Below are 24,648 nucleotides of genomic sequence, written 5' to 3'. Positions count from 1 at the left end.
TGGTTTTCGGCCCAAGATTTTCCCGTAAGTTACTGGAACTACATGAATATCGTTATTGTGGAGTCGCCGGCGAAAGCCAAGACGATCAACAAATATCTGGGCTCGTCCTACGAGGTCCTGGCTTCGTTCGGCCATGTCCGCGACCTTCCCGCCAAGAACGGTTCCGTCGATCCTGACGCCAATTTCAAGATGATCTGGGAGGTCGACCCCAAGGCCGCCGGGCGGCTGAACGATATCGCGAGATCGCTGAAGGGCGCTGACCGCCTGATTCTCGCCACCGACCCCGATCGTGAGGGCGAGGCCATCTCCTGGCACGTGCTCGAAGTGCTGAAGGAAAAGCGCGCGCTGAAGGACCAGAAGATCGAGCGCGTGGTGTTCAACGCCATCACCAAGCAGGCTGTCACCGACGCGATGAAGCATCCGCGCCAGATCGACGGCGCCCTGGTCGATGCCTATATGGCGCGCCGCGCGCTCGACTATCTGGTCGGCTTCACCCTCTCCCCCGTGCTGTGGCGCAAGCTGCCGGGCGCGCGCTCGGCCGGCCGCGTGCAGTCGGTGGCGCTGCGCCTCGTTTGCGATCGCGAGCTCGAGATCGAGAAGTTCGTCGCGCGCGAATATTGGTCGCTGGTCGCGACCCTGCTGACCCCGCGCGGCGATGCCTTCGAGGCCCGTCTGGTCGGCGCCGACGGCAAGAAGATCCAGCGCCTCGACATCGGCACCGGCGCGGAAGCCGACGACTTCAAGAAGGCGCTGGAAGCGGCCGCCTACGCTGTGACCGCGGTCGATGCCAAGCCCGCGCGGCGCAATCCGCAGGCGCCCTTCACCACCTCGACGCTGCAGCAGGAAGCCAGCCGCAAATACGGCTTTGCGCCGGCGCACACGATGCGCATCGCCCAGCGGCTCTATGAAGGCATCGACATCGGCGGGGAGACCACCGGACTCATTACTTATATGCGTACCGACGGCGTGCAGATCGCACCTGAAGCGATCACCCAGGCGCGTAAGGTGATCGGCGAGGATTACGGCAACGCCTATGTGCCGGACGCTCCCCGCCAGTACCAGGCCAAGGCCAAGAACGCCCAGGAAGCGCACGAGGCGATCCGCCCGACGGATCTGTCGCGCCGGCCCGACAGCATGAGCCGCAAGCTCGATTCCGACCAGGCGAAACTCTACGAGCTGATCTGGAAGCGCACCATCGCAAGCCAGATGGAAGCGGCCGAGCTCGAGCGCACCACGGTCGACATCACCGCGAAGGCCGGCGGCCGTACGCTGGAGCTGCGCGCCACCGGTCAAGTCATCAAGTTCGACGGCTTCCTCGCGCTCTACCAGGAAGGGCGCGACGACGAGGAGGACGAGGATTCCCGCCGCCTGCCCGGCATGAGCGCCGGCGAAGCCCTGAAGCGGCAGTCGCTCGCCGTCACCCAACATTTCACCGAGCCGCCGCCGCGCTTCTCGGAGGCATCCCTCGTCAAGCGCATGGAAGAGCTCGGCATCGGCCGTCCCTCGACCTATGCCTCGATCCTCCAGGTTCTGAAGGACCGCGGCTACGTCAAGCTGGAGAAGAAGCGCCTGCACGGCGAGGACAAGGGCCGCGTCGTGATCGCGTTCCTCGAAAGCTTCTTCAGCCGCTATGTCGAATACGATTTCACCGCCGGCCTCGAAGAGCAGCTCGACCGCATCTCCAACAACGAGATCTCCTGGCAGGAGGTGCTGAAGGATTTCTGGCGCGACTTCATCGGCGCCGTCGACGAGATCAAGGACCTGCGCGTCGCGCAGGTGCTGGACGTGCTCGACGAGATGCTCGGCCCGCACATCTACCCGCCGCGCGCCGATGGCGGCGACGTCAGGCAATGCCCGAATTGCGGCACCGGCCGGCTCAACCTCAAGGCCGGCAAGTTCGGCGCCTTCGTCGGCTGCTCGAACTATCCGGAATGCCGCTACACCCGCCAGCTCGCCGCCGATGGGGAAGCTAGCGCCGACCGCTCGCTCGGCCAGGATCCCGACACCGGCTTCGATGTCTGGGTCAAGGCCGGCCGCTTCGGCCCCTACATCCAGCTCGGCGAGCAGAAGGATTATGCGGAAGGCGAGAAGCCGAAGCGCGCGGGCATTCCGAAGGGCACCTCGCCCAGCGATGTCGACCTCGAGCTTGCGCTGAAACTGCTGTCGCTGCCGCGCGAGATCGGCAAGCACCCAGAGACGGGGCAGCCGATCACCGCCGGCCTCGGCCGCTTCGGGCCGTTCGTGAAGCACGACAAGACCTATGCGAGTCTCGAAGCCGGCGACGAAGTATTCGACATCGGCCTCAACCGCGCGGTGACGCTGATCGCCGAGAAGGCGGCGAAGGGCCCGAGCCGCCGCTTCGGCGCCGATCCCGGCAAGACGATCGGCGACCATCCGACGCTCGGCACCGTCACCGTGAAGAGCGGCCGCTATGGCCCCTATGTCACCGCAGGCGGTGTCAACGCGACGATCCCGGCCGAGTTCGAAAAGGATGCCATCACGCTGCCGCAGGCGATCGCGCTGATCGACGAACGCGCGGCCAAGGGCGGCAGCAAGACCAAGGCGAAGAAGGCGGCAAAGCCTGCCAAGGCCAAGAAGACTACTGAGAAGGCTGCGGACGGCGAGGACGCCGCGCCGAAGCCGAAGAAACCGGCGGCGAAGAAAGCCCCGGCCAAATCGAAAACCGAATCCACCAGCAAGGCGCGCGCCGCCGTCTCGTCGACTGCCAAGACGTCGCCGACCAAGGCGGCCGCCACCAAGGCCCCGGCCAAGAAGAGTGCCGGCAAGAATTAGAGGTTAAGTGAAACGCAAGAATGACCATGGCTTTCCCGACAGGGCAGCCATCGTCGCCTTCATCAAGGCAAACCACGGAGAGGTCGGGACCCGCGAAATTGCGCGCGAGTTCGGCCTGAAGAACGCCGATCGCGCCGAGCTCAGGCGCATGCTGCGCGAGCTCGGCGACGACGGCATCATCAAGAAGAAGCGCCACAAGGTCTCCGAGCCCGACACGCTGCCGCCGACGCTGCTCGCCGATATCACCGGCCGCGACTCCGACGGCGAGTTGATCGCCTCCCCCGCCGAATGGGACGAGGTCGAAAGCGGCGAGCCGCCAAAAATCCTGATCGAGATGCCGCGCCGGCCCAAGCCTGGCACGGCCGCCGGTGTCGGCGACCGCGCATTGCTGCGCGTCGAGCGCTCGGACGAGGACGCAGGTCCCGCCTATCGCGGCCGCATCATCAAGGTCATCGACAAGGCCAAGAGCCGCATCCTCGGCGTCTTCCGCAGTCTTTCCGAAGGCGGCGGACGACTCGTTCCCGTCGACAAGAAGTTCGCCGACCGCGAGCTGAACATCGCGAAGACCGATACACAAGGCGCGCAAGACGGTGACCTCGTCAGCGTCGACATCGTCCGCTCGCGCGGCTTTGGCCTGGCCTCCGGTCGCGTCAAGGAGAGGCTCGGCTCGGTGAAGTCGGAGAAGGCGATCAGCCTGATCGCGATCTACGCCCACGACATCCCCTTGCAATTCTCGCCCGCGGCCGAGCGCGAGGCGGAGGCGGCGGAGCCTGCGAACCTGAAAGGGCGCGAGGATTGGCGCGACGTGCCGCTCGTCACCATCGATCCGCCGGATGCGAAGGATCACGACGACGCGGTCCACGCGCAGCCCGACGACGATCCCAACAACAAGGGTGGCTTCATCGTCAACGTGGCCATCGCAGACGTGAGCTTCTATGTCCGGCCGGGCACCGCGCTCGACCGCGACGCGCTCGATCGCGGCAACTCGGTCTATTTCCCCGACCGCGTCGTGCCGATGCTGCCCGAGCGCATCTCCAACAATCTCTGCTCGCTGGTGCCGGGTGAGCCGCGCGGCGCACTGGCGGTGCGCATGGTGATCGGACCCGACGGCCGCAAGCGCTCGCACAGCTTCCACCGCATCCTGATGCGCTCGGCGGCGAAGCTGCATTATGCGCAGGCACAGGCTGCGATCGACGGTCGGCCCGATGATACCACGGGCCCGCTGCTCGATCCGATCCTGAAGCCGCTCTACGCGGCTTACGCCTGCGTCAAGCGCGCGCGCGACGAGCGCGATCCGCTCAATCTCGACCTGCCCGAGCGCAAGATCCTCTTGAAGAGCGACGGAACGGTCGACCGCGTCGTCGTGCCGGAGCGTCTCGATGCGCACAAGCTGATCGAGGAGTTCATGATCCTCGCCAACGTCGCCGCGGCCGAGATGCTGGAGAAGAGATCGCTGCCGCTGATCTACCGGGTGCACGACGAGCCGACGCTGGAGAAGGTCCACGCCCTCAGCGAGTTCCTGGAGACACTGGACGTCCCCTTCACGAAATCAGGTGCGCTGCGCCCGACGCTGTTCAACCGCGTGCTGGCCCAGCTCGAAGGCCACGATTATTACCCGCTGGTGAGCGAGGTCGTGCTGCGCGCGCAGGCCCAGGCGGAATACTCTTCGGAAAACTACGGTCATTTCGGCCTAAACCTGCGCCGCTATGCGCACTTCACCTCGCCGATCCGCCGCTATGCCGATCTCGTCGTGCATCGCGCGCTGGTCCGCGCGCTCGGCCTCGGCGAAGGCGCCCTGCCCGACAGCGCGACGCCCGAATCTCTCGGTGAAGTCGCCGCCCATATCTCGCTCACCGAACGGCGCGCGATGAAGGCGGAGCGCGAGACCGTCGATCGCCTGATCGCGCACCATCTCGCCGACCGCATCGGCGCGAGTTTTCAGGGCCGCGTCTCCGGCGTCACCCGCGCCGGCCTGTTCGTCAAGCTCGCCGAGACCGGCGCCGACGGATTGATCCGGATCCGATCCCTCGGCACGGAATATTTCAACTATGACGAGAGCCGCCACGCGCTGGTCGGCACGCGCAGCGGCACCATGTATCAGCTCGGTGACGTCGTCGACGTTCGTCTGATCGAAGCGGCTCCCATCGCAGGAGCGCTGCGCTTCGAGCTGCTGTCATCGGCCGGTGAGACCGGCTCCCGCGAACGCAGGCCGTTCCGCCCGCAGCGCAAATCGTCGACGCCGCATCCGGGACGCAGTCCCGAGAAGAAGCGCAGGCCGGAGAAACAGAAGACATCCGGCAAGGGCAAGAAGGCCAAGGGGAAAAGCAAGAGCAAAAGCAAGGGACAGAAGGGCAAGGCATGGTGACGATGAGCACGGCGCCGAAGATCTGGACGCGCGAGACCGGCCTTGTCGAGAGGCGCGACGTGTGGGCTGCGATGAAGCATGGCTTTCGCGGCCGCTGCCCGCGCTGCGGCGAGGGAAAGCTGTTCCGCGCCTTTCTGAAGACGGCGGACAATTGCGCCAAATGTGACCTCGATTTCACCCCGCATCGCGCCGACGATCTGCCCGCCTATCTCGTGATCGTCATCGTCGGCCACATCGTGGTACCGGCCATCCTCTGGATCGAGACCAACTACACGACGCCGGTGTGGCTCAGTTTCGTGGCCTATCTGCCTTTTACCTTCCTCGCCTCGCTCGCGCTGTTGCAGCCCGTCAAGGGAGCTGTGGTCGGCTTGCAATGGGCTCTGCGCATGCACGGGTTTGACGAGAACCCTCCCGATGGTATTCCGCCTGTGTAAGCAAAACAAACAAGAGCGGTTTGGGTGAGGACATGACGGATATTTCGCCGGCAGAGGAGAAGGCTAAAGTTCACGAGGAGAAGGAAGCCGACCACCATCCCTATTTTCGTCCGAGGGATGCAGCGACACTGATCCTGGTCGATCGCAGCGGGCCTATTCCCAAAGTGCTGGTCGGCAAGCGCCACGACAAGGTGGTGTTCATGCCCGGAAAGTTCGTTTTCCCCGGCGGCCGTGTCGACAAGGCCGATTATCGCGTGCCCTGCGCCGCCCCCATCACCGCGGAGCTCGAAGCCAATCTCGCCAAGGGCAGCCCGAAGACTCCTCCCTCGCGCGCCAAATCGCTCGCCATTGCCGCGATTCGCGAAGCCTGCGAGGAGACCGGTCTCTGCCTCGGCCGCAAGGCTGAAGGCAAGGCGCCGAAGCTCGAGGGCCCCTGGAAGCCATTCGCGGATGCCGGCCTGCTGCCCGATCCCTCCGGCCTGTTCCTGATCGCCCGCGCCATCACTCCGCCCGGCCGCGTCAAGCGCTTCGACACCCGCTTCTTTACCGCGGATGCTTCCGCGATCACCCATCGCGTCGAGGGCGTGATCCATGCCGATGCCGAGCTGGTCGAGCTGGTCTGGGTCGAGCTCGGCTCAAAACCACTCGCAGACCTGCATCCGATGACACGCAACGTGCTCAACGAGCTCGACACCCGCCTTGCCACCGGCCCGCTCCGCCACGATGCACCGGTGCCGTTCTTCCATTTCTACGGCGGCAAGATGCAGAAGGATGTTTTGAGCTAGGCCGTCATTCACGGCGCGGCTCTTTCCTCTGGTCATTCCGGGGCGCGCGCAGCGCGAGCCCGGAATCCATTTCTCCATCGTCTCCACGGCTCGATGGATTCTGGGCTCGCCTCTACGCGGCGCCCCGGAATGATGCGAATTTACTGAGCCCACATCGAAAAACAAAAAATTCTTTCCGCCCTCCCCAATGGCGGAGTTGCCCGGCATGCCTATGTGTTCCCGAGCGTCACCAAGAACGGATAGCGGGCGATGGCACAACGGCAACTCAAGCTTGGCGCGTTCATGCGCCCGATCAGCATCCACACCGGCGCCTGGCGCTATCCCGGCGCCTGGCCTGACGCCAATTTCAATTTCGGCCACATCAAGACGCTGATCCGCAAGCTCGAGGCCGGCAAGTTCGACGCTTTCTTCATGGCCGATCACCTCGCCGTCTTGAACATGCCGATCAACGCGCTCAAGCGCAGCCACACCGTGACCTCGTTCGAGCCGTTCACGCTGCTGTCGGCGCTCTCGGCCGTCACCGAGCGCATCGGCCTGATCGCTACGGGATCGACCACGTTCGATGAGCCCTATCACGTCGCGCGCCGTTTCGCCTCGCTCGATCACATCAGCGGCGGGCGTGCGGGGTGGAATATCGTCACCACCTCGAATCCGGACGCGGCGCTCAATTTCGGCCGCGACGATCACATGGAGCACGCCGAACGCTACAAGCGCGCCCGCGAGTTCTACGACGTCGTCACCGGGCTCTGGGACTCCTTCGCCGACGATGCGTTCGTGCGCGACGTCGAGACCGGCCTGTTCTTCGATCCCGCGAAGATGCACACGCTCGACCACCAGGGCAAATATCTGAAAGTGCGCGGTCCCCTCAATATCGCCCGCCCCGTGCAGGGCTGGCCAGTGATCGTGCAGGCTGGCGCCTCCGAAGATGGCAGGCAGCTCGCGGCAGAGACGGCCGAGGCCGTGTTCACCGGCGGCGGCAGCCTCGCCGACGGGCAAAAGCTCTATGCCGACATCAAGGGCCGCATGGCGAAGGTCGACCGCGATCCCGAGCACCTGAAGATCCTTCCCGGCGCCTTCGTCGTGGTCGGCGACAGCGTTGATGAGGCGAAGGAGAAGCGCGCGCTGCTCGACAGCCGCGTGCATTACGACAGCGCCATCGCCTCGCTCTCCGTCATTCTCGGCACCGACGCTTCCGGCTTCGATCCGGACGGCCCGCTCCCCGATATTCCCGAGACCAACGCCAGCAAGAGCGGTCGCCAGCGCATGGTCGATCTCGCCGCGCGCGAAAAGCTCACCGTGCGCCAGCTTGCCCAGCGCGTCGGCGGCTATGGGGGCCTTTCGTTCGTGGGCACGGCCAAGACCATCGCGGATCAGATGGAGGAATGGCTTGTCGGGCGCGGCTCCGACGGCTTCAACATCATGTTCCCGTTCCTGCCCGCCGGTCTCGACGATTTCGTCGACAAAGTGGTGCCGGAGCTGCAGCGCCGCGGGATTTTCCGCAAAGAGTATGAAGGGGCCACTTTGAGGGAGAATCTGGGCCTGCCGCGGCCGAAAAACCGCTTCTTCGAGGCCTGATCGGGCCGATTTGGGTGGTTTCTGCCCCCTAAAACCTTGACATCAGGCGGTTTCTGGCTAGGTTGCCGGCCAACGCGGGCCGTTTGGCCGGCTCCAGATTTCCTTCATTCCTGAGGTTTTGAACATGGCCAAAGCGGTCACCATCAAGGTCAAGCTCGTGTCTTCGGCCGACACCGGCTTCTACTACGTCGCCAAGAAGAATTCGCGCACCATGACCGACAAGCTGGTCAAGAAGAAGTATGACCCGGTCGCGCGCAAGCACGTCGAATTCCGCGAAGCCAAGATCAAGTAAGTTCGGCGCAGCGTTGCAGAGCTTTGCGGGGCCCTTCAGGGCCCCGTTTTATTTTGGCTCTCGCCCTCGGCGCGCTGCAGCGCCTGAGCAAGCCACACAGCGATCCAGGGCCATGGGCCCGGCTCTGCAGCACACCACCGAGATGACCCTGCGCTGCGTCCGGGTCGCGAGAGCTGAGCTAATCTGAGCGTGCGGACTTGGGAAACGCCAAACACCGCGAGCTCCGGCAGTTGGCAGACCAGCCGCGAGAGCTGCCCCGCAGTTCACGCCAGTCTTGCTTCAAATCCCCTCCTCAGTCCATTCGAACATTCTGCTGAAGTCACCAGTGGCAGATCCTCCTACCCGCACGGAACTCCGGGGAACATAGGCCGTTTTCCCACCTGTTTCGAACCGGGAGACGTGAGCGTGAACCGCCGGCAAGTCCTTCGCGTATCGGCTGCGTTCTCAGTTGCCAACATGCTACTGCGTGCAGGGAAGGCTGAGACGGGGCCCGCCCAGCCATTCAGCCCATCCTACGTGCGCGAACTTGCCCGCGCGCTTGCCGCGAAATCATTCGCGCCTGCCGACGAGAAGCTGCCGGATGCACTGAAGAATCTCAACTACGACCAATACCGATCAATTCGCTTCGCGCCTGAGAAGGCGTTGTGGCGTGATGAGAAGCTACCGTTCGAAGTGCAATTTTTTCACCGCGGCTTTTTCTACAAGAACCGGGTCGACATTTTTCAGGTGGTGAATAGGAGCGTCATACCGATCCCGTATCGGCGCGACGACTTCTCGTTCGGAGAGGGTCTCGGACAATGGCCGGATGTCAACATCGGGTTCAGCGGATTCCGCATTCACGCGCCGATCAACAGGCCGGATTATTACGATGAAGTTTGTGTGTTCCTGGGCGCCAGTTACTTTCGAGCAGTCGCGAAAGGACTGACGTATGGCCTGTCGGCGCGCGGGCTAGCGATCGATACCGGCGAGAGCAAGGGCGAAGAATTCCCGGTGTTCAAGGCTTTCTGGCTGGAGAAGCCGACGCCAAATGCCTCGTCCATCGTGGTGCACGCGCTGCTGGACAGCAAGAGCGCGGCCGCAAGCTACCGATTCACGATCCGGCCAGGCCAAAGCACGGTTTTCGACGTCGAGATGGTTCTCTATCCCCGGGTAGACATCGAGCATGCCGGGCTCGCGCCTATGACCAGCATGTACTTCTTCGGGCCGAACGATCGCAAAGATTTTGACGATTTCCGCCCCGCGGTTCACGACTCGGATGGACTTGCGATCTTCAACGGCAGAGGTGAGCAACTCTGGCGTCCCCTCAACAATCCGCACGATCTGCAGGTCAGCAGCTTTGCCGATGTCAATCCGGGCGGCTTCGGACTGATGCAGCGGGAGAGGAACTTCTTCGCCTATCAGGATCTCGAATCCAACTTCGAAAAGCGCCCAAGTCTATGGTTCGAGCCGATCGGAGATTGGGGCGAAGGAGCGGTGAAATTATTCGAGATACCTACCAAGGAGGAGATTCACGATAACATCGCAGCGCTCTGGCAACCCAAGCACCCGCTGACCGCCAAAAGCGAACACATCTTCACCTATCGGCTGCACTGGGGTCCGGACGCCCCCAAACCGGAGGCGCTCGCACGGTTCACGCGAACGGCGATCGGAAGCCGGGGAGATGATAGCAAACTGTTCGTGCTGGAACTGATGGGGGAGCGACTCAAAGGCATCGATGCCAAGACCATCAAAGGTGTGGTGACCGCTGCACAAGCCGAAATCAGCAACATCGTCACGCAACCTAATCCCATGACAGGCGGATGGCGTCTGAGCTTCCAATGCTCGGTCAAGAAGCAAGCCGCCATCGAATTACGAGCTTTCTTGGCGCAAAACGAAGCGCCAGTCTCCGAAGTGTGGACCTATCGATGGACGCCCTGAGGCCGTCGCCGACGCCGTCGCCGGACGCACCTGGCAGCACATTCCTCCCGCCAGAAAGCCCGATGCCGATGCTGCCGTGCCGGCTGGATCGCGCGACTGAGGCTAACCCGTCGCCGGTACATTCGGGCACCGCCTTGACGCTCCGCCGCCTCTTTATTTTTGTCGGGACTGGGGTGCTGACGCTTGCAGGCGGCTACGGCATGTATGACGTGGTGAAGGTTGGCGGTGTAACCTTCCTCGAGGCGATGCTGCTCGGCTTTTTCCTCGTGCTGCTCGCATGGGTCGCCTTCTCCTTCATGTCCGCGTTCGCCGGATTCCTCGTGCTGCTCACGCGCACCCGGTCTTGTCTGCCGATCGATACGACGGGCCCCCTGCCTCGTGTAACCTCCCGCACAGCCATGCTGCTACCCACCTATAATGAGGACCCGCATCATCTCATGGCGCGACTGCGCGCCATGTATGAATCAGTTCAAGCTACCGGATATGGGGACCAGTTCGACTGGTTCTTACTGAGCGATACGAGCGACCCCGACATCTGGATTCGTGAAGAGATGACGTTCATTGGGCTGCGCCGCGCCTGCTGCGCCGCGCGGCTGTACTACCGGCATCGCTCCAACAATATCGCGCGGAAATCCGGCAACATCGCCGACTGGGTCATGAGGTTTGGGTCGGCCTATGATCACATGATCGTTCTCGACGCGGACAGCCTCATGGAGGGCGACACAATAGTTCGCCTTGTCCACGCGATGGAGTCCCATCCCGCTGCTGCGCTGATCCAGACGCAGCCGGTCATCGTCAACGCGCGCACAATTTTCAGTAGGCTGCAGCAATTCTCGGGGCGTGTTTACGGCCCCATCATTGCAGCCGGCAATGCCTGGTGGCACGGTGGCGACAGCAATTACTGGGGCCACAACGCCATCATCCGGGTGCAGGCGTTCGCTGCGGAGGCCGGCCTGCCGGAGCTGAGCGGTCGTAAGCCTTTCGGGGGTCACATCCTAAGCCATGATTTTGTCGAGGCCGCGTTGATGCGCCGCGCGGGCTGGAAAATCTATCTGGCACCGGCCCTTGGCGGCAGCTTCGAAGAAGTCCCGCCGTCACTGCTGGACTTTGCGGCAAGAGATCGCCGCTGGTGCCAGGGTAACCTTCAGCATCTGGCGGTGTTGCCCGCCCGCGGGCTACATTGGGTCTCGCGGTTGCATTTGCTTACGGGCATCGGCTCCTATGTCACCGCGCCGCTGTGGTTTCTATTCCTGGTACTCGGCCTGCTGATTGCACTGCAGGCGCATTTCATCCGACCGGAGTATTTTCCCAAAGGCTTCAGTTTGTTTCCGACCTGGCCGCAACAGGACCCGGTGCTTGCCGCCCGGGTCTTTGCAGCGACAATGGGACTTCTGATCCTGCCGAAGCTGCTCGCCTACCTGGTGCTGATCGGCAATCGAAAAGAGCGGATCGGATTCGCAAGGAGTCCTCGCGTACTGGCCGGAGTCGCTTGCGAGACGTTTCTTGCGGCTTTGATCGCTCCATGCATGATGATCCTCCAGACCAAGGCCGTGTTTGAAATTCTAGCTGGTCGGGACGCCGGCTGGCAGGTGCAGCGCCGGAGCGATGGCGAGCTGGCTCGCGGCGAAATCTATCGCAAGCTCGCCGGCCCTACGCTCTGCGGATTGGCGCTATCGCTCAGTGCCTACGCGGTCTCTCTGCCCCTGCTGCTTTGGATGTCGCCTGTCGTACTGGGTCTTCTGCTTTCAATCCCGTTGGGTCTCATGACGTCTGCACGACTGAAGACGCCTGGACTTTTTGCCACGCCGGAAACCAACAACCCGCCCGCTGTGGTGCTCCGTGCAAACGAACTCGCCGCATCTGAGCCCACCGCGATGGCCGGGGCACTACACCAGCTCAGCCAGGATCTGGAATTGTTAGGCGCGCATTTGGGATCACTATCGCTTGCCAGTCCGCGCAAATTCGGCCCCGTCGACGTGCCATTGGCGACGGCAACCATCAAGCTCGAGGAATGCCAAAGCTTTGAGGACGCAGCAGCATGGCTCGACAAACCGGAATTGCGCGCCGTTCTTGGCCATCCCACGCTGCTCCAGAGGGTCCTTGAGATGCCTCGCGCAGGTAAGAATGGAGCTGGTTGAAGAGCTCGACCTGGGCCGCTGAGCGCTGCTGCGCCGAGCCGGGATCCAGAAAGCCGCAGCTTTGGGCCCCGGCTCGGCAGCGCACCGTCGGAAGTGACGCTGCGCTGCGTCCGGGGCACGAGAGTGTTGACTGGCGCGTGCCTCCGCAATTGTCGCATTCGCTTTGCGCGCAGAAGCCGACGTGGCAGCAGAATGGCTCCACGTCGGCCTTGGGCCACAAGCGGCGATCGAACCAAGCGCCGCCCGTCGTCCGCTTCACCGTCGACAGCCGAGATCGCACGGCTTACCCCGCGGGCTGGTTTCGGCTAAACTCGCTCCTTTAGATGGAGCGGAGCCATGAACAACCCTCCGATCACAAGGCGTTTGGCCGCGATCATGGCAGCAGATGTTGCGGGCTACAGCCGCCTGATGTCGGCGGATGAAGAGGCGACCTTGCAAACTTTGGACGGGTATCGTCGCACGATATCCGATCTAATCGCCGAACACGCAGGCAGGGTTTTTGGGACCGCAGGCGACAGCGTGATTGCGGAGTTCAGTAGTGCAGTCCAGGCGGTGCGCGCCGCCGTGGCCATCCAGCGCTCTCTTGATCGCCACAACGCCGATCTTCCTCAGGACCGCAGGATGGAGTTTCGGATTGGCATCAATGTTGGCGACGTCATGGCGGATGGCGATGATGTACTGGGCGATGGAGTGAATGTCGCTGCGCGACTCGAAGGGGTGGCTGAACCAGGCGGAATTTGCATTTCAGGTACGGTGCGAGATCAGATCGAAGGCAAGCTGAACTTTGCACTCACTCCGCTCGGACAGCGCTCACTGAAGAATATCAGTCGTCCAGTCTCGGTTTACTCGGTGGATTGGCAACCTGAGCATCCGGTAAGTACCGGCATCCTGGGTGGTTCGCTCGCACTCCCAGATAAGCCTTCCATCGCGGTACTTCCGTTCTCGAACATGAGTGGAGATCCCGAGCAGGAATATTTCGCAGATGGCATCACAGAGGACATAATTACCGCTCTGTCCCATAACCGCTGGTTTTTCGTCATCGCCCGAAATTCGACGTTCGTGTACAAGGGGCGCGCAGTTGACGTGAAACAGGTCGCTCGCGAACTTGGCGTTCGATATGTCCTCGAGGGCAGTGTACGACGGGCTGGGCAGCGCGTGCGGATCACGGGACAGCTGATCGAAGCACAAACAGGAAATCACCTCTGGGCGGAGCGCTTCGACCGCGATTTGGCCGACATATTCGCCATTCAGGACGAGATCACGCAGAGCGTAGTCGGTGCCATCGAGCCTGAGATGCTGCTGATCGAAGGGAGACGAGCGTTTCGAAAAAGCGTCAGGAATCTCGATGCCTTCGACTGCTGTATGCGTGCGATGTGGCACTTCTCGCAGCTCGCACCTGAAGAGCACGAAGAGGCGATAACTCTTATAAGACAGGCGTTAGCGCTTGATCCGAACCTCGCTCAGGCTCACATGACGCTTGCCCGTACACTGAATGCCCGCATTTGGTATGGCTGGAGCAGCGATCTCACGAAAGATGTGTCGGACATCTATACTGCGGCCGCGCGCGCAGTCGCGCTCGACGACCGCGATCCCTACTGCCACTACGCCCTGTGTTGGGCCAGCTTATTGAGGCAGATGCACTCCCAAGCGCTTGCCGAGGCGCAACGTTCAATCGACCTTAATCCAAATTTCGCATTAGGGTTTTTCTCCCTTGGTTTGGTTCGGGTCCATATCGGGCATTTCACTGAAGCTCTGGATTCGTTATTGCGCAGCTTACGCCTGAATCCGAACGATCCACAGGCCGGAAGCTTCCTTAGCTTCGTTGCGCTGGCCCATTACCATCAGGAGAACTACGAGGAGGCAGTGCATTACGGCGAACTAGCGATCCAGCTACGACGTCCTTATCTCGCTCTCAGAGCCCTTCTTGCGAGCCTGGGGCAACTTGGACGCATAGAAGAAGCACAGCCTTTGCTGCAGGAGTTTATATCCCGACAACCGAAGGACCCGCGGCGGCAATTCGAAATAACAACTCCATACCTCGACTTGAGATATCGCGAACACCTCGCGGACGGACTAAGCCGTGCCGGCGTAACGAACTTACGATAATAGACTGTGGTACGGGCACGGACATCCGTTTGGGTGGTCTGCCACTTGCTTCCGCCCTAGCTTCATCAGCTGACCAGATCAACGCGCCGCCGATGCGCCAGGCCATGGTGTAGGAGCCGAGCGGGTCGCAAGCGACCGGGGTTCTGTGGCGGTGCAATACGGCGCAAGGGCCATGTGTGACGGCTCCGGGTTGGCAAGAAGAAGCTGCACTTTGCAGCGGTGGTCGGAGCAGCCATGTGTTCGGCCGCCCTGTGAGGAACGTTGGATGGCGCGTCAGCATTGAGAGGCGTCGGCATTCCAGCCGGCTCTCAAGGAGGAGATTCGTCCATGAGGAAGATTCTTCTGTCAACGGCGATCAGCGCCGCATTGTTAGCTGTCGGTACATTCGCAAACGCACAAGGAACTTCGACGGGTGGGTCGAGCGGTCATGATACCAAGCAATGCTGGGACGTAGCCAATAAGGTCGTTCGCGACATGAGTGGCACCACTGCAACTGGACCATCTGGAAACACGACGGTCGGTTCAACAACGTCGCCCGGCGCAAGCACTGGCTCTCCTTCCACACCTTCTGCCGCGACCAGTGCCAACGCCAATGCCTCAGCGCGTCCACCAGGAATACCGGACTGCTAGGCTTCCGATCACGGCGAGTAGACCGTCGCTCGGTTGTGGCGAGCCCGCCGCCCGCTTTACGGGGGTCTTTGCCCATATCGAAAATTGACGCCGCAGCGCCGCGCCGCTCATGAACATGTGGCGGCCGGCCTAGCCCTGGATTCTTTGGCATCGTGCACAGCGGCCGATCGCTCTTCGCGGGATCTCGCTTTTTGCGTTGCTCTAGGCGACATCCTGACGACGCAGCTATTCGAAAGAAAACATTTATCAAAAGGTAAGCCGGTCTGTCATTTTGCGCCAGGCGCATTTCCGACATTGCACTCCGCGTGATCCGGCGTACTCTATGATCGCAAGCAGAAGTGCAACGACAACCCAACGAACGTGGACTTGTAGCTTCTTTGGCGATTTTCGCCGGAGAGATCGAAGCTTGCTGGGAACTCACGCGCGATTGGAGATGAATCGATGAGGCACTGAACTGCATGCAACTCACGGTCGGCGCTTGAAAAATGCAGGTCGATAAACAAAAACGGGAGGACGTATACATGAAGAGGCGGTGGCGCAAATCTGGTTTACCTCTTGTTGCCATTGGCGCGACACTGATTGTGTCGTCAGCATTGGCTCAATCCGTGGATACAGCTCGGATCGAGGCCGCTGGTCAGAATGATTGGCTGACCTATCACGGCTCTTACAAATCCTATCACTACAGCCCGCTGGCGCAGATCAACGCAAGCAACGTCGGCAATCTGGGTGTTGCCTGGATCCATATTCCCGGACGCTCGACGCGCGGCCTGCAATCAATGCCGCTCGCGGCCGACGGGGTTCTTTATTACACGGGCTCCTACAGCCGGGTTTTTGCGCTAAACGGCGCGACCGGCGAGGTGATCTGGTCCTATTTCCCTGAGCTCGACGAGGCGCTGATCGCGCGCCAGACCCATTCCCCCTACAATCGCGGCTTGGCGCTCGGCGAAGGCAAGGCCTTTGTCGGCACGATGGACGGCCGTCTGATCGCACTCGATATGAAGTCAGGGAAGGTTCTCTGGGATACCAAGCTGATCGATTCGCAAAAACTTACAGTCGGTTTCACCGGTGCGCCGCTTTACGCGAAGGGTACGGTGATCATCGGCTCGCAAGGCGGAGAGTGGCCGGGCCGCGGTCCGATATTTGCTGTCGATGCCGCCACCGGCAAAAAGAAGTGGGAGTTCCTGACGGTCGCAGGCACTGATGAAGCGATGAAGTCCTGGGGAAACGATTCCTGGCGCACGGGTGGAGGTGGCGGCTGGATGCCGGGCACCTACGATTCCGAGACCAACACGATTCTGTGGGGCACCGCCAACCCGGCGCCGCTCTACGATTGGTCGGGCGCCGACTACAAGACGCAAGGCGCGCGGCCCGGCGACAATCTCTACACGACGTCGGTGATCGGTCTCGATCTCGATACTGGCAAGCTGAAGTTCTACCATCAGGAGCTGCCTCATGATGCCTGGGATTTCGACAGCGCCGTCGGCGAGTTCTTGATGCTCGATCGTGACGGTCAGAAGCTTGTCGTCCATCCGAACAAGAGCGGTTTCATCTTCGTCTATGACCGCAATCTCGCCGTCAAGAACGTTTGGCGGCTCGTTGAGAACATCAATTTCGTCAAGGATATCGACCCCAAGACGGGCGCGCTGATCGGCCGGCGCGACTTCTCCGCGGGCAAAGTGACCGAACCGCCGCTGTGTCCATTCATCGGAGGTGGCGTCAGCTGGAATTCCGGCTCGTACAGCCCTAAGACCGGACTCTATTATAAAATCGGCCAGGAATGGTGCATGACGCTCGATATCCAGAAGACGACGCCTGTCACCACGCCACAGGTCCAGCTCAACATCGGCGCCGATTTCAAGATGGCGCCGCCTCCGGGCGGTGAGATCTATGGTCACCTGGATGCGCGCGATCCCGTCACCGGGGCGAAGAAATGGGAGGTTCGCTATCCCGAGCCGCCGCTTGGAAGTGTGCTCTCGACCGCGGGAAATCTCGTGTTCGTACCTGACTCCCGCGGCACACTTCACGCCTACGATGCCGAAACCGGGGGTGAACTGTGGAATCACTCCGACGGAACCGGCCATCAAGGCGGCATCATCAGCTACTCCGCCGGAGGCAAGCAATATATCGCCGTGGTCGCGGGCTTTGGCGGCATGTTGTCCGACGAATATGCGCCAAATTTCGGCGGCGTTTACAAGAGCATGCCGCGCGACGACGGTGCGCTCATCGTCTACAGCCTGAAATAGGCTATCGCAAATTGATCTGCCGGGGAGCGGGCGCAAGCTTGCTCCCCGGACGTTGAACTCGCCGGACGTGTTTCAGGACATGGAGCTGGATGCCTTGAAATCGCAATCGAACAAGATCACCGCGCTGCGATCGGCGCTGTTGGGCGCTTCGTTATTGTGTCTCACCGGGTTGGTTCAAGCGCAGCCTGCTACCCCTGCGCCAGAGAACGGAACGTTCGATGTCGAGCAGTTGTTCGCGGGGACCTGCGGCTTTTGCCACTCCGATGGCGGACGGGCTGCCGGCAAGGGGCCGCAGCTGATGAATTCGCCGCGCGATGACGATTTTCTGCACAACCGCATCAAGCACGGCAAGCAAGGCGCGATGCCGGCATTTGACGGCGCCCTCACCGACGCGCAGATCGACCAGATCGTCAAATATATCCGCGCCTTGAAGCCGCGCGAGGGCTGAGCCGCTGGGGCCCCATCTACGCGGGGACGCGAATGAAGACAATTCTTCTGCTCGTCATCGGCGCCGTCATCGGAATGTCGGGGCCAGCGCAAGCGCGGACCCTGGACGCGATCCGTTCGTCCGGCGTGCTCGGGCTCTGCGCCCATCCCAACTCGCTTCCCTTCGCGAGCAAAACCGGTGATCCTCCCGGCTTTCAGATCGAATTGGGTCAGGCGCTCGCGCGCGAACTCGGCGTCTCGCTGAGGCTAGATTGGATCATCACCCAGTACCAGATGCGTAGCGCCGGCTGCGACATTCTCCTGGATGTCATCGCCGACCGCGACGCGCAAGGCGAAACCCGCTTGAGAATTTCAAAGCCCTACTATCGCACTGGCGTCGCGCTGGTCGTGCCGTCATCCAGCCCACTCACCTCGTTCAAGAGCCTCAACGAGCATACCAAGGTGGGAGTGCAGGTCGGATCCGTCGCAGCCATGATCATCGGTCAACGGCACGTACCCACGTCGACCTTTGGCTTCGAGAGCGACAGCCTCGACGCCCTGTCAAACCATGAGATTGACGCCGCTGCGGTCACGCCCACGTCGGCGAGCTATTTCAATCTGACGCACCCGGACAAAGCATTTCGCATCCTGGATCGCGACGAGACCGTGGCCGATCTCAACTGGAATGTCGCCGTTGGCATGGTTCGGCCGGATGATGCACTGCGCGAAGCCATCAATGGAGCGCTTGAACGGCTGCGAAACGACGGCACGATTGGTCGGATATACGGTCGTTACGGGGTCGTACTGCAAACGCCGAAGTAGCTGCGCGACAGTCTCGGCAACCCGGCAATCAATGATGGGCATCGAGAGGCAGTGGGATTGTGGTCCGCCGGTCGACAACTTTCTCCGTTGGTTCCCCGCGCGCGGTCCTCAGCAGACGCGATATTCTCGCCGGTATCGCGGGAGGTGCCGCGATAGGGATTGCGCCGGTATCCGGTCGGGAGCTGTCGAAAATTGGTCTCCAGCTCTATACGGTCCGCGATCTGCTGAAAGCCGACTTTGACGGGACCCTACGGAAGGTTGCCCGTCTCGGCTATCGCGAGGTGGAGTTTGCCGGCATTCTCGGCCCCAATGTGCGGCGCACCCGGAAACTTTTGCTGGGCCTGGGTCTCACTGCGCCGTCGCTGCATATCGACTACGGCAACCTGCGAGACAATACCGGATCATCGTTCGACATCGCTCATTTGCTTGGCAGCCGGTTTGTCGTGTGTCCATGGCTGGACCAGTTGGAACGGCAGACAATCGACGATTGGAAGCGGATTTGTGACAGATTGAATAGGATCGGTGAATTGGCGGCGCGTTCCGGGCTGACACTTGCCTATCATAATCACGATTTTGAGTTCGCGAACCTCGCAGGTGGCGTCCAGCCTTACGACATTCTGCTCAGCCGTACGGATCAGCGCTTTGTCAAGTTCGAGCTCGATGTTTACTGGGCAACCAAAGGAAACCTCGATTCCGTGAAAGTCTTGAAGACACATCCATCTCGATTCCGCTTGGTGCATCTCAAGGATATGGCGAGCGACGGATCGACCACCGAGCTAGGCAACGGCACGATCGACTTCGCAAAAATACTCGACGCGTCGTTTCGGTGCGGCGTGCAGCATTTTTCGTCGAGCAAGATGTTTCGGCCGATCCGTTGCAAAGTATAGAGACGAGCATCGCCTTCCTTCGCCACACGCGTATTTCGCCGCGAACGCCCCGATAGTTTCGTAACGCGAATTGAGGACCCGCAATGAGCGAATGCACTGCCGAGTTGCCACATGCGCCAACACCTCCAGCGCCTGGCCCGGCAGACAAAAATAAGGGCGGGCCACCAGCCCTGAGATTGCCTCGAATTAGCCTCACTGCCGTGGGGCTATAAGCCATAAGGGAGACTGCAATGCTCCGCCTCGTCGCTAAGTTCGCCGCAGCGTCGTGTATTTTTCTCGAGGTTTCCAGCGCCCACGCAGAAGACATAAAGCGCGTCACTGCCAATGGGACTGAACTTGCCTACGTGGAAGTTGGTCAAGGCGAACCGGTTATATTTGTTCACGGCGGTCTTCAAGATTACCGAATGTGGCTGCAGCATCTTCCAAAGTTCGCCGATCGCTATCGCGCCATTGCCTACAGCCGCCGCAACCACTTCCCAAATGAGGCAAGTCCTGAGAGCATGCCGGATGGCGCTGCGGATGCGCACGGCGAGGATCTTGCCGCGTTTGTGCGGGCTCTAGGCTTGTCGAAGGTCAGGGTCGTTGCGCATTCGTCTGGCGCGCATGCGGCGCTTTTCTTTGCCGCCGTGCATCCGGAAAAGTTGGTCAGCCTGACGCTCAACGAACCGCCCGCGACGGGCATCCTGGCCGGCGTTCCCGGGCTCGGCGACATGTTGAAAGAGTGGGGCAATGCCCAGGCACCGGCGAGGGAGGCAGTCAAGGCAGGCGACGTGAAAACCGGCATACCGCTGTTCGTGAACGCCGTCGGCGGACCGGGCGCCTATGAACGTCGATCCATTGCCGACCAGAAGATGAACTTCGATAACGTGGCGTCCTTTCAAGCCGACGCCACAACAAAACGCCCGAGGCCGGCGTTCACGTGCGAAATGGCCAAGTCGATCAATGCGCCAACGCTTCTGTCCAATGGCGAGCGAAGTCCCAAATTCTTCTATCGAATTGTCGACCAGCTAGAGACCTGCCTACCAAACCGCGAGAGGATCATCATTGCCGGAAGTTCGCACACCGTGCCTGCAGAAGCTCCTGACGCGTACGACCAGGCTGTCCTTACGTTTATCGGCAAACATTAACACCGTAGTCCGGTTTGGATCACGAGCGTCGCCCTCTACAATAGTCGGTTGTCGGACAATTTCCGCTATGTCCTGTTAGCGACCGAGTTCTTGTGGCGGTGCAATACCGCTCAGGGCCAACACCGGATTGTTGGAGCACGCGCCACCTTGAGTCCGCCCTCTGGGCGATGTTTACTTCCGCTGCGGTGGCGGGGGTACACCGAATGCAATGGAGGCTGTCATGCTGCGCACCGCGCTCTGCCATCTGTTGGCGATTGATGTGCCCGTCTTTGCCGCACCGATGGGGTTTATCACCGGGCCCGAGCTTGCGGCAGCGGTGAGCAACGCTGGCGGACTCGGCATTATGTCATTTAGCGGCAACCCGCCGCCGGTGCTGCGCGAGGAGATTGGGCGCCTGCGATCGCTCACCGAAAAGCCGTTCGGGGTCGGTATATTGCTGAGTGGACCGCATCTGCCATTTCCAATCGAGGCGGTCATCGAAGTGTGCCTCGAGGAGCGGGTTCCAGTCCTCTTGACCTTTTGGGGCGATCCGACTCCCTTTGTAGGCCCAGCCCAAGCGGCAGGGGTGAAACTGATCGACCAAGTCGGCTCGGTTGCCCACGCGCGAAGAGCTGCTCATGCCGGGGTCGATGCCATCGTTGCTCAGGGTGTGGAAGCCGGTGGCCACCTGGCTGGCGATATTACAACAATGGCGCTGGTACCGCGGGTCGTCGACGCGGTGGCTCCAGTTCCCGTCATTGCAGCCGGAGGCATTGCGGATGCGCGGGGCTTCGCCGCCGCTCTCGCTCTCGGAGCGCAGGGCGTGATGATCGGAACGAGGCTGATCGCTACGACAGAAGCCTACGCGCATACGGTCTATAAACAGAAGGTTATCGATGCAGCGGAAGATTACACGGTGCGGACGACGCTTTTCGGTCACGGCTGGCCCAATGCCCCTCATCGCACACTGCGCACGCCCTTTGTCGAACGCTGGCTGCCAGATGAGGCGCGCGGCAGTGAGCAGCGGGCCGATGAGCCGCAGATTGGCGAGACGAAAGTCGGTGGCCGGGCGACGCCACTCTTGCGCTTCATGGGCTTTCCACCGACGCCAGACGCCTCGGGCGACCTGGACTCGATGGATTTTCTAGCGGGACAGGGCGTCGGCTTAGTGAATGAAATTAAGCCTGCAGCGGATGTCGTCCAAGAACTGGTCGATGGCGCCCGGCGGCTGGTTTTTCAGCTCGCTCAGTCAACTCGAGCACCAGACGAGTGACTGCTTTGGGGGTCAAAAGCGGCGTTGAGGCAGGCGTCGTTGCGCGTCCGGTCTACCGCCGTAGTTGCGTTCGGAAAATGGTTCTGCCTGCTATAGCTAAGGGCTAATCGCGCCGCTCTGCTCCTGATTGCGGGACTTTCGGGTTACCGCCGAGTGCGGACATGAAGCTCTCCTAACCCAGTGATGTCGCCAGTGACCGTCAATGACAGCCAGTCCTCGCGCCGCTGGGTCGCCCGAGCGTTCGGACGTCCCGGCCGTCGTCACTAAGCCGGCTGTGGCCGTCATCGAATTGATGGCGGCCTTTGGGCGTGAGATCGAGCCACATGAAGGCACCCATCAAATTTTCAATGCCACGGGAATATGCCGAGTACGTGTGGAAGATCTCGCCAGCCTCGTTTTTGGCAAATATGCTGGCGCCCATCATGTCTTCGCTGCTCTTGAGCGGGATCGTGTCGTAATTGAACTTGGCTGTGCCAGCGGCCAGGTCCTCCTTTTTGAATGACACCCCGAAATCAAAGTTGAAGTCGCTGCCATAGGATGACACCCACGGAAAGGTCCAGCCCAAAGCGCGTTTCACTTGCTCGATTCGCTCGATTGGCGCGCGTGAAATCACAGCAAATGACAGGTCGGCATCATGGAAGTGCTTGCGCGCGGCGTCGAAATGATCGGCGACGAACGAGCATCCTTTGCAAACGTGATCGGAGCCCGGGGTCAGCATGAAGTGATAGACGGCGAGTTGGCCGCGACCATTGAACAGATCGGCAAGCGTGTACTCGCCATCCGGTCCCTGGAAGACGTAGGGCTTCTCGATTTTTACCCACGGCAAATGGCGTCGCTTTTCTCTAAGTTCGTCGAGCTTGTGCGTCATCTCCTTCTCTTCGACGAACAATGCCCTACGTGCGGAAAGCCATTCCTCACGCGAGACGACTTTGGGTGGAGCGAGGGTGCCTGCTGCCATAGTCAAGACTCCTCTGATTGTGGGTTCTAAAACGTAGGTCCTCGCCGATCGGTTCCTTGCTTGCCTGGCCATTGCGCCGCCGGCTAAGCTGCCCCCCCCAGCGTCCGAGATGGCTGCTGGACGACCTGCATGTCCGAGTCGGGTCAATCGGGTCGATGAGCCGACAAATTGGCGGCGGCTCGGAGCACCTGTTCGATCTCAAATGTCAGCACGACCTCGTAGGATTGGGCCGAAATCATCGCGGACCGGGCCAATAGGAAACGTAACAGATGTGCGGTAGAATTATAAAGAGGCCACCAACTGAGGCGAGCTCAATTCAAGTGACGGCGATACTTCTTGATGATCTCGCGAAGGTCAGGACGGAAGAAGCGCGATGCGCGGTCGGCCCAGTACCTTTTCCATCCACCCGCCACGCTATATGGCCCGGTCGGAGCAAAGAGATTTCCCGTCGTCGGTGAGTCATGATCATCCTCGAATTGGAGCGCAGGTGCGGCGCGCGCAACGATGCGTTCGACCAGCATGGGTGCGAGTCGAAATCGTCTTGCACCGCACGGCCGGACTATACAGGGGTCACAACCGGCCGATCACGACCAAGCAACGTGACATCCGGTTCATCCTCCGAAGCTGACGCTGACGGCTACACACCCCACCTACGCCGCCTTCAACACCGGCGGCTGCGACGGCCGGATCAGCGCGAACGCGACCTGCACGATGCCGCCGGCGAGGCCGAGCGCGACGCCGATGCGCCAGGCCATGGTGTATGAGCCGAGCGCGTCGTAGAGCACCCCTCCTCCGTAGGCGCCGAGGAAGCTGCCGATCTGGTGGCTCATGAAGGCGAGGCCCTGGATCATGGCCTGCCAGCGCAGGCCGAACATCTCGGCGACGGCGCCCGCAACCAGCGGGCCGACGCCCATCCAGAGAAAGCCCATGATCGCGCCGAACAGCAGCGTCGAGAATGGCGTTGCCGGCAGCATGAAATACCAGGCGAGCGCCAGCGAGCGCAGGATGTAGATCGCGCCCAGCAGCGCCAGCTTGTTCCAGCGTTGGCCGGCCCAGCCGAAGAACAGCGAGCCCAGCACGTTGAAGCCGCCGATCATGCCGAGCGTCTGTGCGCTCAGCATCGGATCGAGACCGCAGATCGCCAGATACGACGGCAGATGCGTGGTGAGGAACACCAGCTGCATGCCGCAGACGAGATAGGCGCAGGTCATCACCACGAAAGACGCGTTACCGAACGCGGTCCTCGCCGCAGCCATGGCATTGGCATCGCTGATGTCATCGGCCGCGGGCTTGGGCAGCGGGATCTGGTCGACGCGTCCGGCATACCACGCCGCCGGTATCATCAGTACCGACATGATGACGAAGCCGGCAAGGCCAATGCGCCAGCCAAAGCTCTCGTTGAGCATCTGCCCGATCGGCGCCGACAACAGCGCGCCGAGCGAGCCCGCACCGGAGACGATGCCGAGCACCGTCGAGCGCACGGTTTCGGGCACAGCACGCGCCGCTACCGACATCGCGATCGCCGCCGCGGTGCAGGCCAGCGAAGTCCCGATCAGGACGCCGCCGCCAATCATCACGCTGACGAGCCCATTGGCCGTCGCCATCAGAGAGAGGCCCACGATGTACATCAGCGCGCCCACGATCATGATGGGACGGAAGCCGTAACGCACCGTCATCGCGCCGGCCAGCGGCTGGAGAAAGCCCCAGGCGAGGTTTTGCACAGCCAGCGCCAACGTGAAATCCGACACCGAGATGTGGATGTCATGCGTCAGCGGTTGCAGGAAGATGCCGAGCGACTGCCGCAGCCCCATGCTCAGGGTCAGCATGATCGAGGCGCCGATCAGGATCGGCAATGTCGGACGCAGAACCTGCAACAGGGGCATTTTTCTTCTCCCTTT

General features: G+C 61.5%; 18 protein-coding genes. 15 read left to right on the top strand and 3 right to left on the bottom strand.

Annotation, left to right across the window (positions count from 1 at the left end):
* Window positions 1-42: 42 nt before the first annotated feature.
* The 15 genes from topA to IVB01_RS11650 all read left to right on the top strand — a co-directional run bounded on the left by topA (window position 43) and on the right by IVB01_RS11650 (window position 21,792).
* Window positions 43-2,793, top strand: a complete 2,751-nt coding sequence (gene topA / locus IVB01_RS11720; protein ID WP_247277011.1) for a type I DNA topoisomerase — start codon at window positions 43-45, stop codon at window positions 2,791-2,793.
* A gap of 7 nt (window positions 2,794-2,800) precedes the next feature.
* Window positions 2,801-5,158: a ribonuclease R gene (gene rnr, locus IVB01_RS11715; protein ID WP_247277010.1), complete on the top strand. Its 2,358-nt coding sequence runs from the start codon at window positions 2,801-2,803 to the stop codon at window positions 5,156-5,158.
* On the top strand, window positions 5,152-5,592 hold the full coding sequence (locus IVB01_RS11710) for a DUF983 domain-containing protein (protein ID WP_247277009.1): 441 nt from the start codon (window positions 5,152-5,154) through the stop codon (window positions 5,590-5,592). The genes rnr and IVB01_RS11710 overlap by 7 nt, the downstream gene beginning before the upstream one ends.
* 32 nt (window positions 5,593-5,624) lie before the next feature.
* A complete protein-coding gene (locus IVB01_RS11705) occupies window positions 5,625-6,377 on the top strand; it encodes an NUDIX hydrolase (protein ID WP_247277008.1) in 753 nt (250 codons plus the stop codon).
* Window positions 6,378-6,626: 249 nt separating this feature from the next.
* Entirely contained in the window at window positions 6,627-7,952 is a 1,326-nt protein-coding gene (locus IVB01_RS11700) for an LLM class flavin-dependent oxidoreductase (RefSeq protein ID WP_247277007.1), read from the top strand.
* A 124-nt stretch (window positions 7,953-8,076) separates the two neighbouring features.
* Window positions 8,077-8,244 carry a 50S ribosomal protein L33 gene (gene rpmG / locus IVB01_RS11695; RefSeq protein ID WP_007603295.1) on the top strand — a complete coding sequence of 56 codons (168 nt, stop codon included), beginning with the start codon at window positions 8,077-8,079 and terminating at the stop codon, window positions 8,242-8,244.
* Between the two features lie 456 nt (window positions 8,245-8,700).
* Window positions 8,701-10,161 carry a glucan biosynthesis protein G gene (locus tag IVB01_RS11690; RefSeq protein WP_247277181.1) on the top strand — a complete coding sequence of 487 codons (1,461 nt, stop codon included), beginning with the start codon at window positions 8,701-8,703 and terminating at the stop codon, window positions 10,159-10,161.
* Window positions 10,044-12,299 carry a glucans biosynthesis glucosyltransferase MdoH gene (gene mdoH, locus IVB01_RS11685; RefSeq protein ID WP_346015465.1) on the top strand — a complete coding sequence of 752 codons (2,256 nt, stop codon included), beginning with the start codon at window positions 10,044-10,046 and terminating at the stop codon, window positions 12,297-12,299. Before IVB01_RS11690 ends, mdoH begins: the two co-directional genes overlap by 118 nt.
* Before the next feature lie 336 nt (window positions 12,300-12,635).
* The gene (locus IVB01_RS11680) at window positions 12,636-14,405 is read left to right on the top strand and encodes an adenylate/guanylate cyclase domain-containing protein (RefSeq protein ID WP_247277005.1); all 1,770 of its coding nucleotides are present in this window, start codon (window positions 12,636-12,638) and stop codon (window positions 14,403-14,405) included.
* A gap of 1,151 nt (window positions 14,406-15,556) precedes the next feature.
* Window positions 15,557-17,278, top strand: coding sequence for a PQQ-binding-like beta-propeller repeat protein (locus tag IVB01_RS11675; protein ID WP_247277004.1), 1,722 nt, complete (start codon window positions 15,557-15,559; stop codon window positions 17,276-17,278).
* Between the two features lie 94 nt (window positions 17,279-17,372).
* The gene (locus IVB01_RS11670; protein ID WP_247277003.1) at window positions 17,373-17,726 is read left to right on the top strand and encodes a cytochrome c; all 354 of its coding nucleotides are present in this window, start codon (window positions 17,373-17,375) and stop codon (window positions 17,724-17,726) included.
* A gap of 32 nt (window positions 17,727-17,758) precedes the next feature.
* Window positions 17,759-18,526 carry a transporter substrate-binding domain-containing protein gene (locus tag IVB01_RS11665; protein ID WP_247277002.1) on the top strand — a complete coding sequence of 256 codons (768 nt, stop codon included), beginning with the start codon at window positions 17,759-17,761 and terminating at the stop codon, window positions 18,524-18,526.
* Window positions 18,527-18,585: 59 nt separating this feature from the next.
* Window positions 18,586-19,413, top strand: a complete 828-nt coding sequence (locus IVB01_RS11660) for a sugar phosphate isomerase/epimerase (RefSeq protein ID WP_247494532.1) — start codon at window positions 18,586-18,588, stop codon at window positions 19,411-19,413.
* A 230-nt stretch (window positions 19,414-19,643) separates the two neighbouring features.
* Window positions 19,644-20,540: an alpha/beta hydrolase gene (locus IVB01_RS11655; protein WP_247277000.1), complete on the top strand. Its 897-nt coding sequence runs from the start codon at window positions 19,644-19,646 to the stop codon at window positions 20,538-20,540.
* 220 nt (window positions 20,541-20,760) lie between these two features.
* Complete coding sequence (locus IVB01_RS11650; protein WP_247420633.1) at window positions 20,761-21,792, top strand: nitronate monooxygenase; 1,032 nt, start codon at window positions 20,761-20,763, stop codon at window positions 21,790-21,792.
* A gap of 199 nt (window positions 21,793-21,991) precedes the next feature.
* On the opposite strand, the gene IVB01_RS11645 is transcribed toward IVB01_RS11650, so the two are convergent.
* From IVB01_RS11645 to IVB01_RS11635, 3 genes are all read right to left on the bottom strand, one after another.
* Window positions 21,992-22,750, bottom strand: coding sequence for a DUF899 family protein (locus IVB01_RS11645; protein ID WP_247275782.1), 759 nt, complete (start codon window positions 22,748-22,750; stop codon window positions 21,992-21,994).
* A 311-nt stretch (window positions 22,751-23,061) separates the two neighbouring features.
* The gene (locus IVB01_RS11640) at window positions 23,062-23,271 is read right to left on the bottom strand and encodes a hypothetical protein (protein ID WP_247275781.1); all 210 of its coding nucleotides are present in this window, start codon (window positions 23,269-23,271) and stop codon (window positions 23,062-23,064) included.
* Between the two features lie 129 nt (window positions 23,272-23,400).
* Window positions 23,401-24,633: an MFS transporter gene (locus IVB01_RS11635; protein ID WP_247275780.1), complete on the bottom strand. Its 1,233-nt coding sequence runs from the start codon at window positions 24,631-24,633 to the stop codon at window positions 23,401-23,403.
* Between the last annotated feature and the right edge of the window lie 15 nt (window positions 24,634-24,648).

It is taken from the genome of Bradyrhizobium sp. 164 (assembly GCF_023073715.1).
In the GTDB taxonomy this organism is placed as follows: domain Bacteria; phylum Pseudomonadota; class Alphaproteobacteria; order Rhizobiales; family Xanthobacteraceae; genus Bradyrhizobium.
This window is presented reverse-complemented; position numbering and strand designations above follow the sequence as displayed.

Bases quoted from the DNA above. Each gene is read 5' to 3' on its own strand.
- topA (WP_247277011.1), top strand. From the start codon at position 43: ATGAATATCGTTATTGTGGAGTCGCCGGCGAAAGCCAAGACGATCAAC.
- IVB01_RS11710 (WP_247277009.1), top strand. From the start codon at position 5,152: ATGGTGACGATGAGCACGGCGCCGAAGATCTGGACGCGCGAGACCGGC.
- IVB01_RS11705 (WP_247277008.1), top strand. From the start codon at position 5,625: ATGACGGATATTTCGCCGGCAGAGGAGAAGGCTAAAGTTCACGAGGAG.
- IVB01_RS11700 (WP_247277007.1), top strand. From the start codon at position 6,627: ATGGCACAACGGCAACTCAAGCTTGGCGCGTTCATGCGCCCGATCAGC.
- rpmG (WP_007603295.1), top strand. From the start codon at position 8,077: ATGGCCAAAGCGGTCACCATCAAGGTCAAGCTCGTGTCTTCGGCCGAC.
- IVB01_RS11690 (WP_247277181.1), top strand. From the start codon at position 8,701: ATGCTACTGCGTGCAGGGAAGGCTGAGACGGGGCCCGCCCAGCCATTC.
- mdoH (WP_346015465.1), top strand. From the start codon at position 10,044: ATGGCGTCTGAGCTTCCAATGCTCGGTCAAGAAGCAAGCCGCCATCGA.
- IVB01_RS11680 (WP_247277005.1), top strand. From the start codon at position 12,636: ATGAACAACCCTCCGATCACAAGGCGTTTGGCCGCGATCATGGCAGCA.
- IVB01_RS11675 (WP_247277004.1), top strand. From the start codon at position 15,557: ATGAAGAGGCGGTGGCGCAAATCTGGTTTACCTCTTGTTGCCATTGGC.
- IVB01_RS11665 (WP_247277002.1), top strand. From the start codon at position 17,759: ATGAAGACAATTCTTCTGCTCGTCATCGGCGCCGTCATCGGAATGTCG.
- IVB01_RS11655 (WP_247277000.1), top strand. From the start codon at position 19,644: ATGCTCCGCCTCGTCGCTAAGTTCGCCGCAGCGTCGTGTATTTTTCTC.
- IVB01_RS11650 (WP_247420633.1), top strand. From the start codon at position 20,761: ATGCTGCGCACCGCGCTCTGCCATCTGTTGGCGATTGATGTGCCCGTC.
- IVB01_RS11645 (WP_247275782.1), bottom strand. From the start codon at position 22,750: ATGGCAGCAGGCACCCTCGCTCCACCCAAAGTCGTCTCGCGTGAGGAA.
- IVB01_RS11640 (WP_247275781.1), bottom strand. From the start codon at position 23,271: ATGCTGGTCGAACGCATCGTTGCGCGCGCCGCACCTGCGCTCCAATTC.
- IVB01_RS11635 (WP_247275780.1), bottom strand. From the start codon at position 24,633: ATGCCCCTGTTGCAGGTTCTGCGTCCGACATTGCCGATCCTGATCGGC.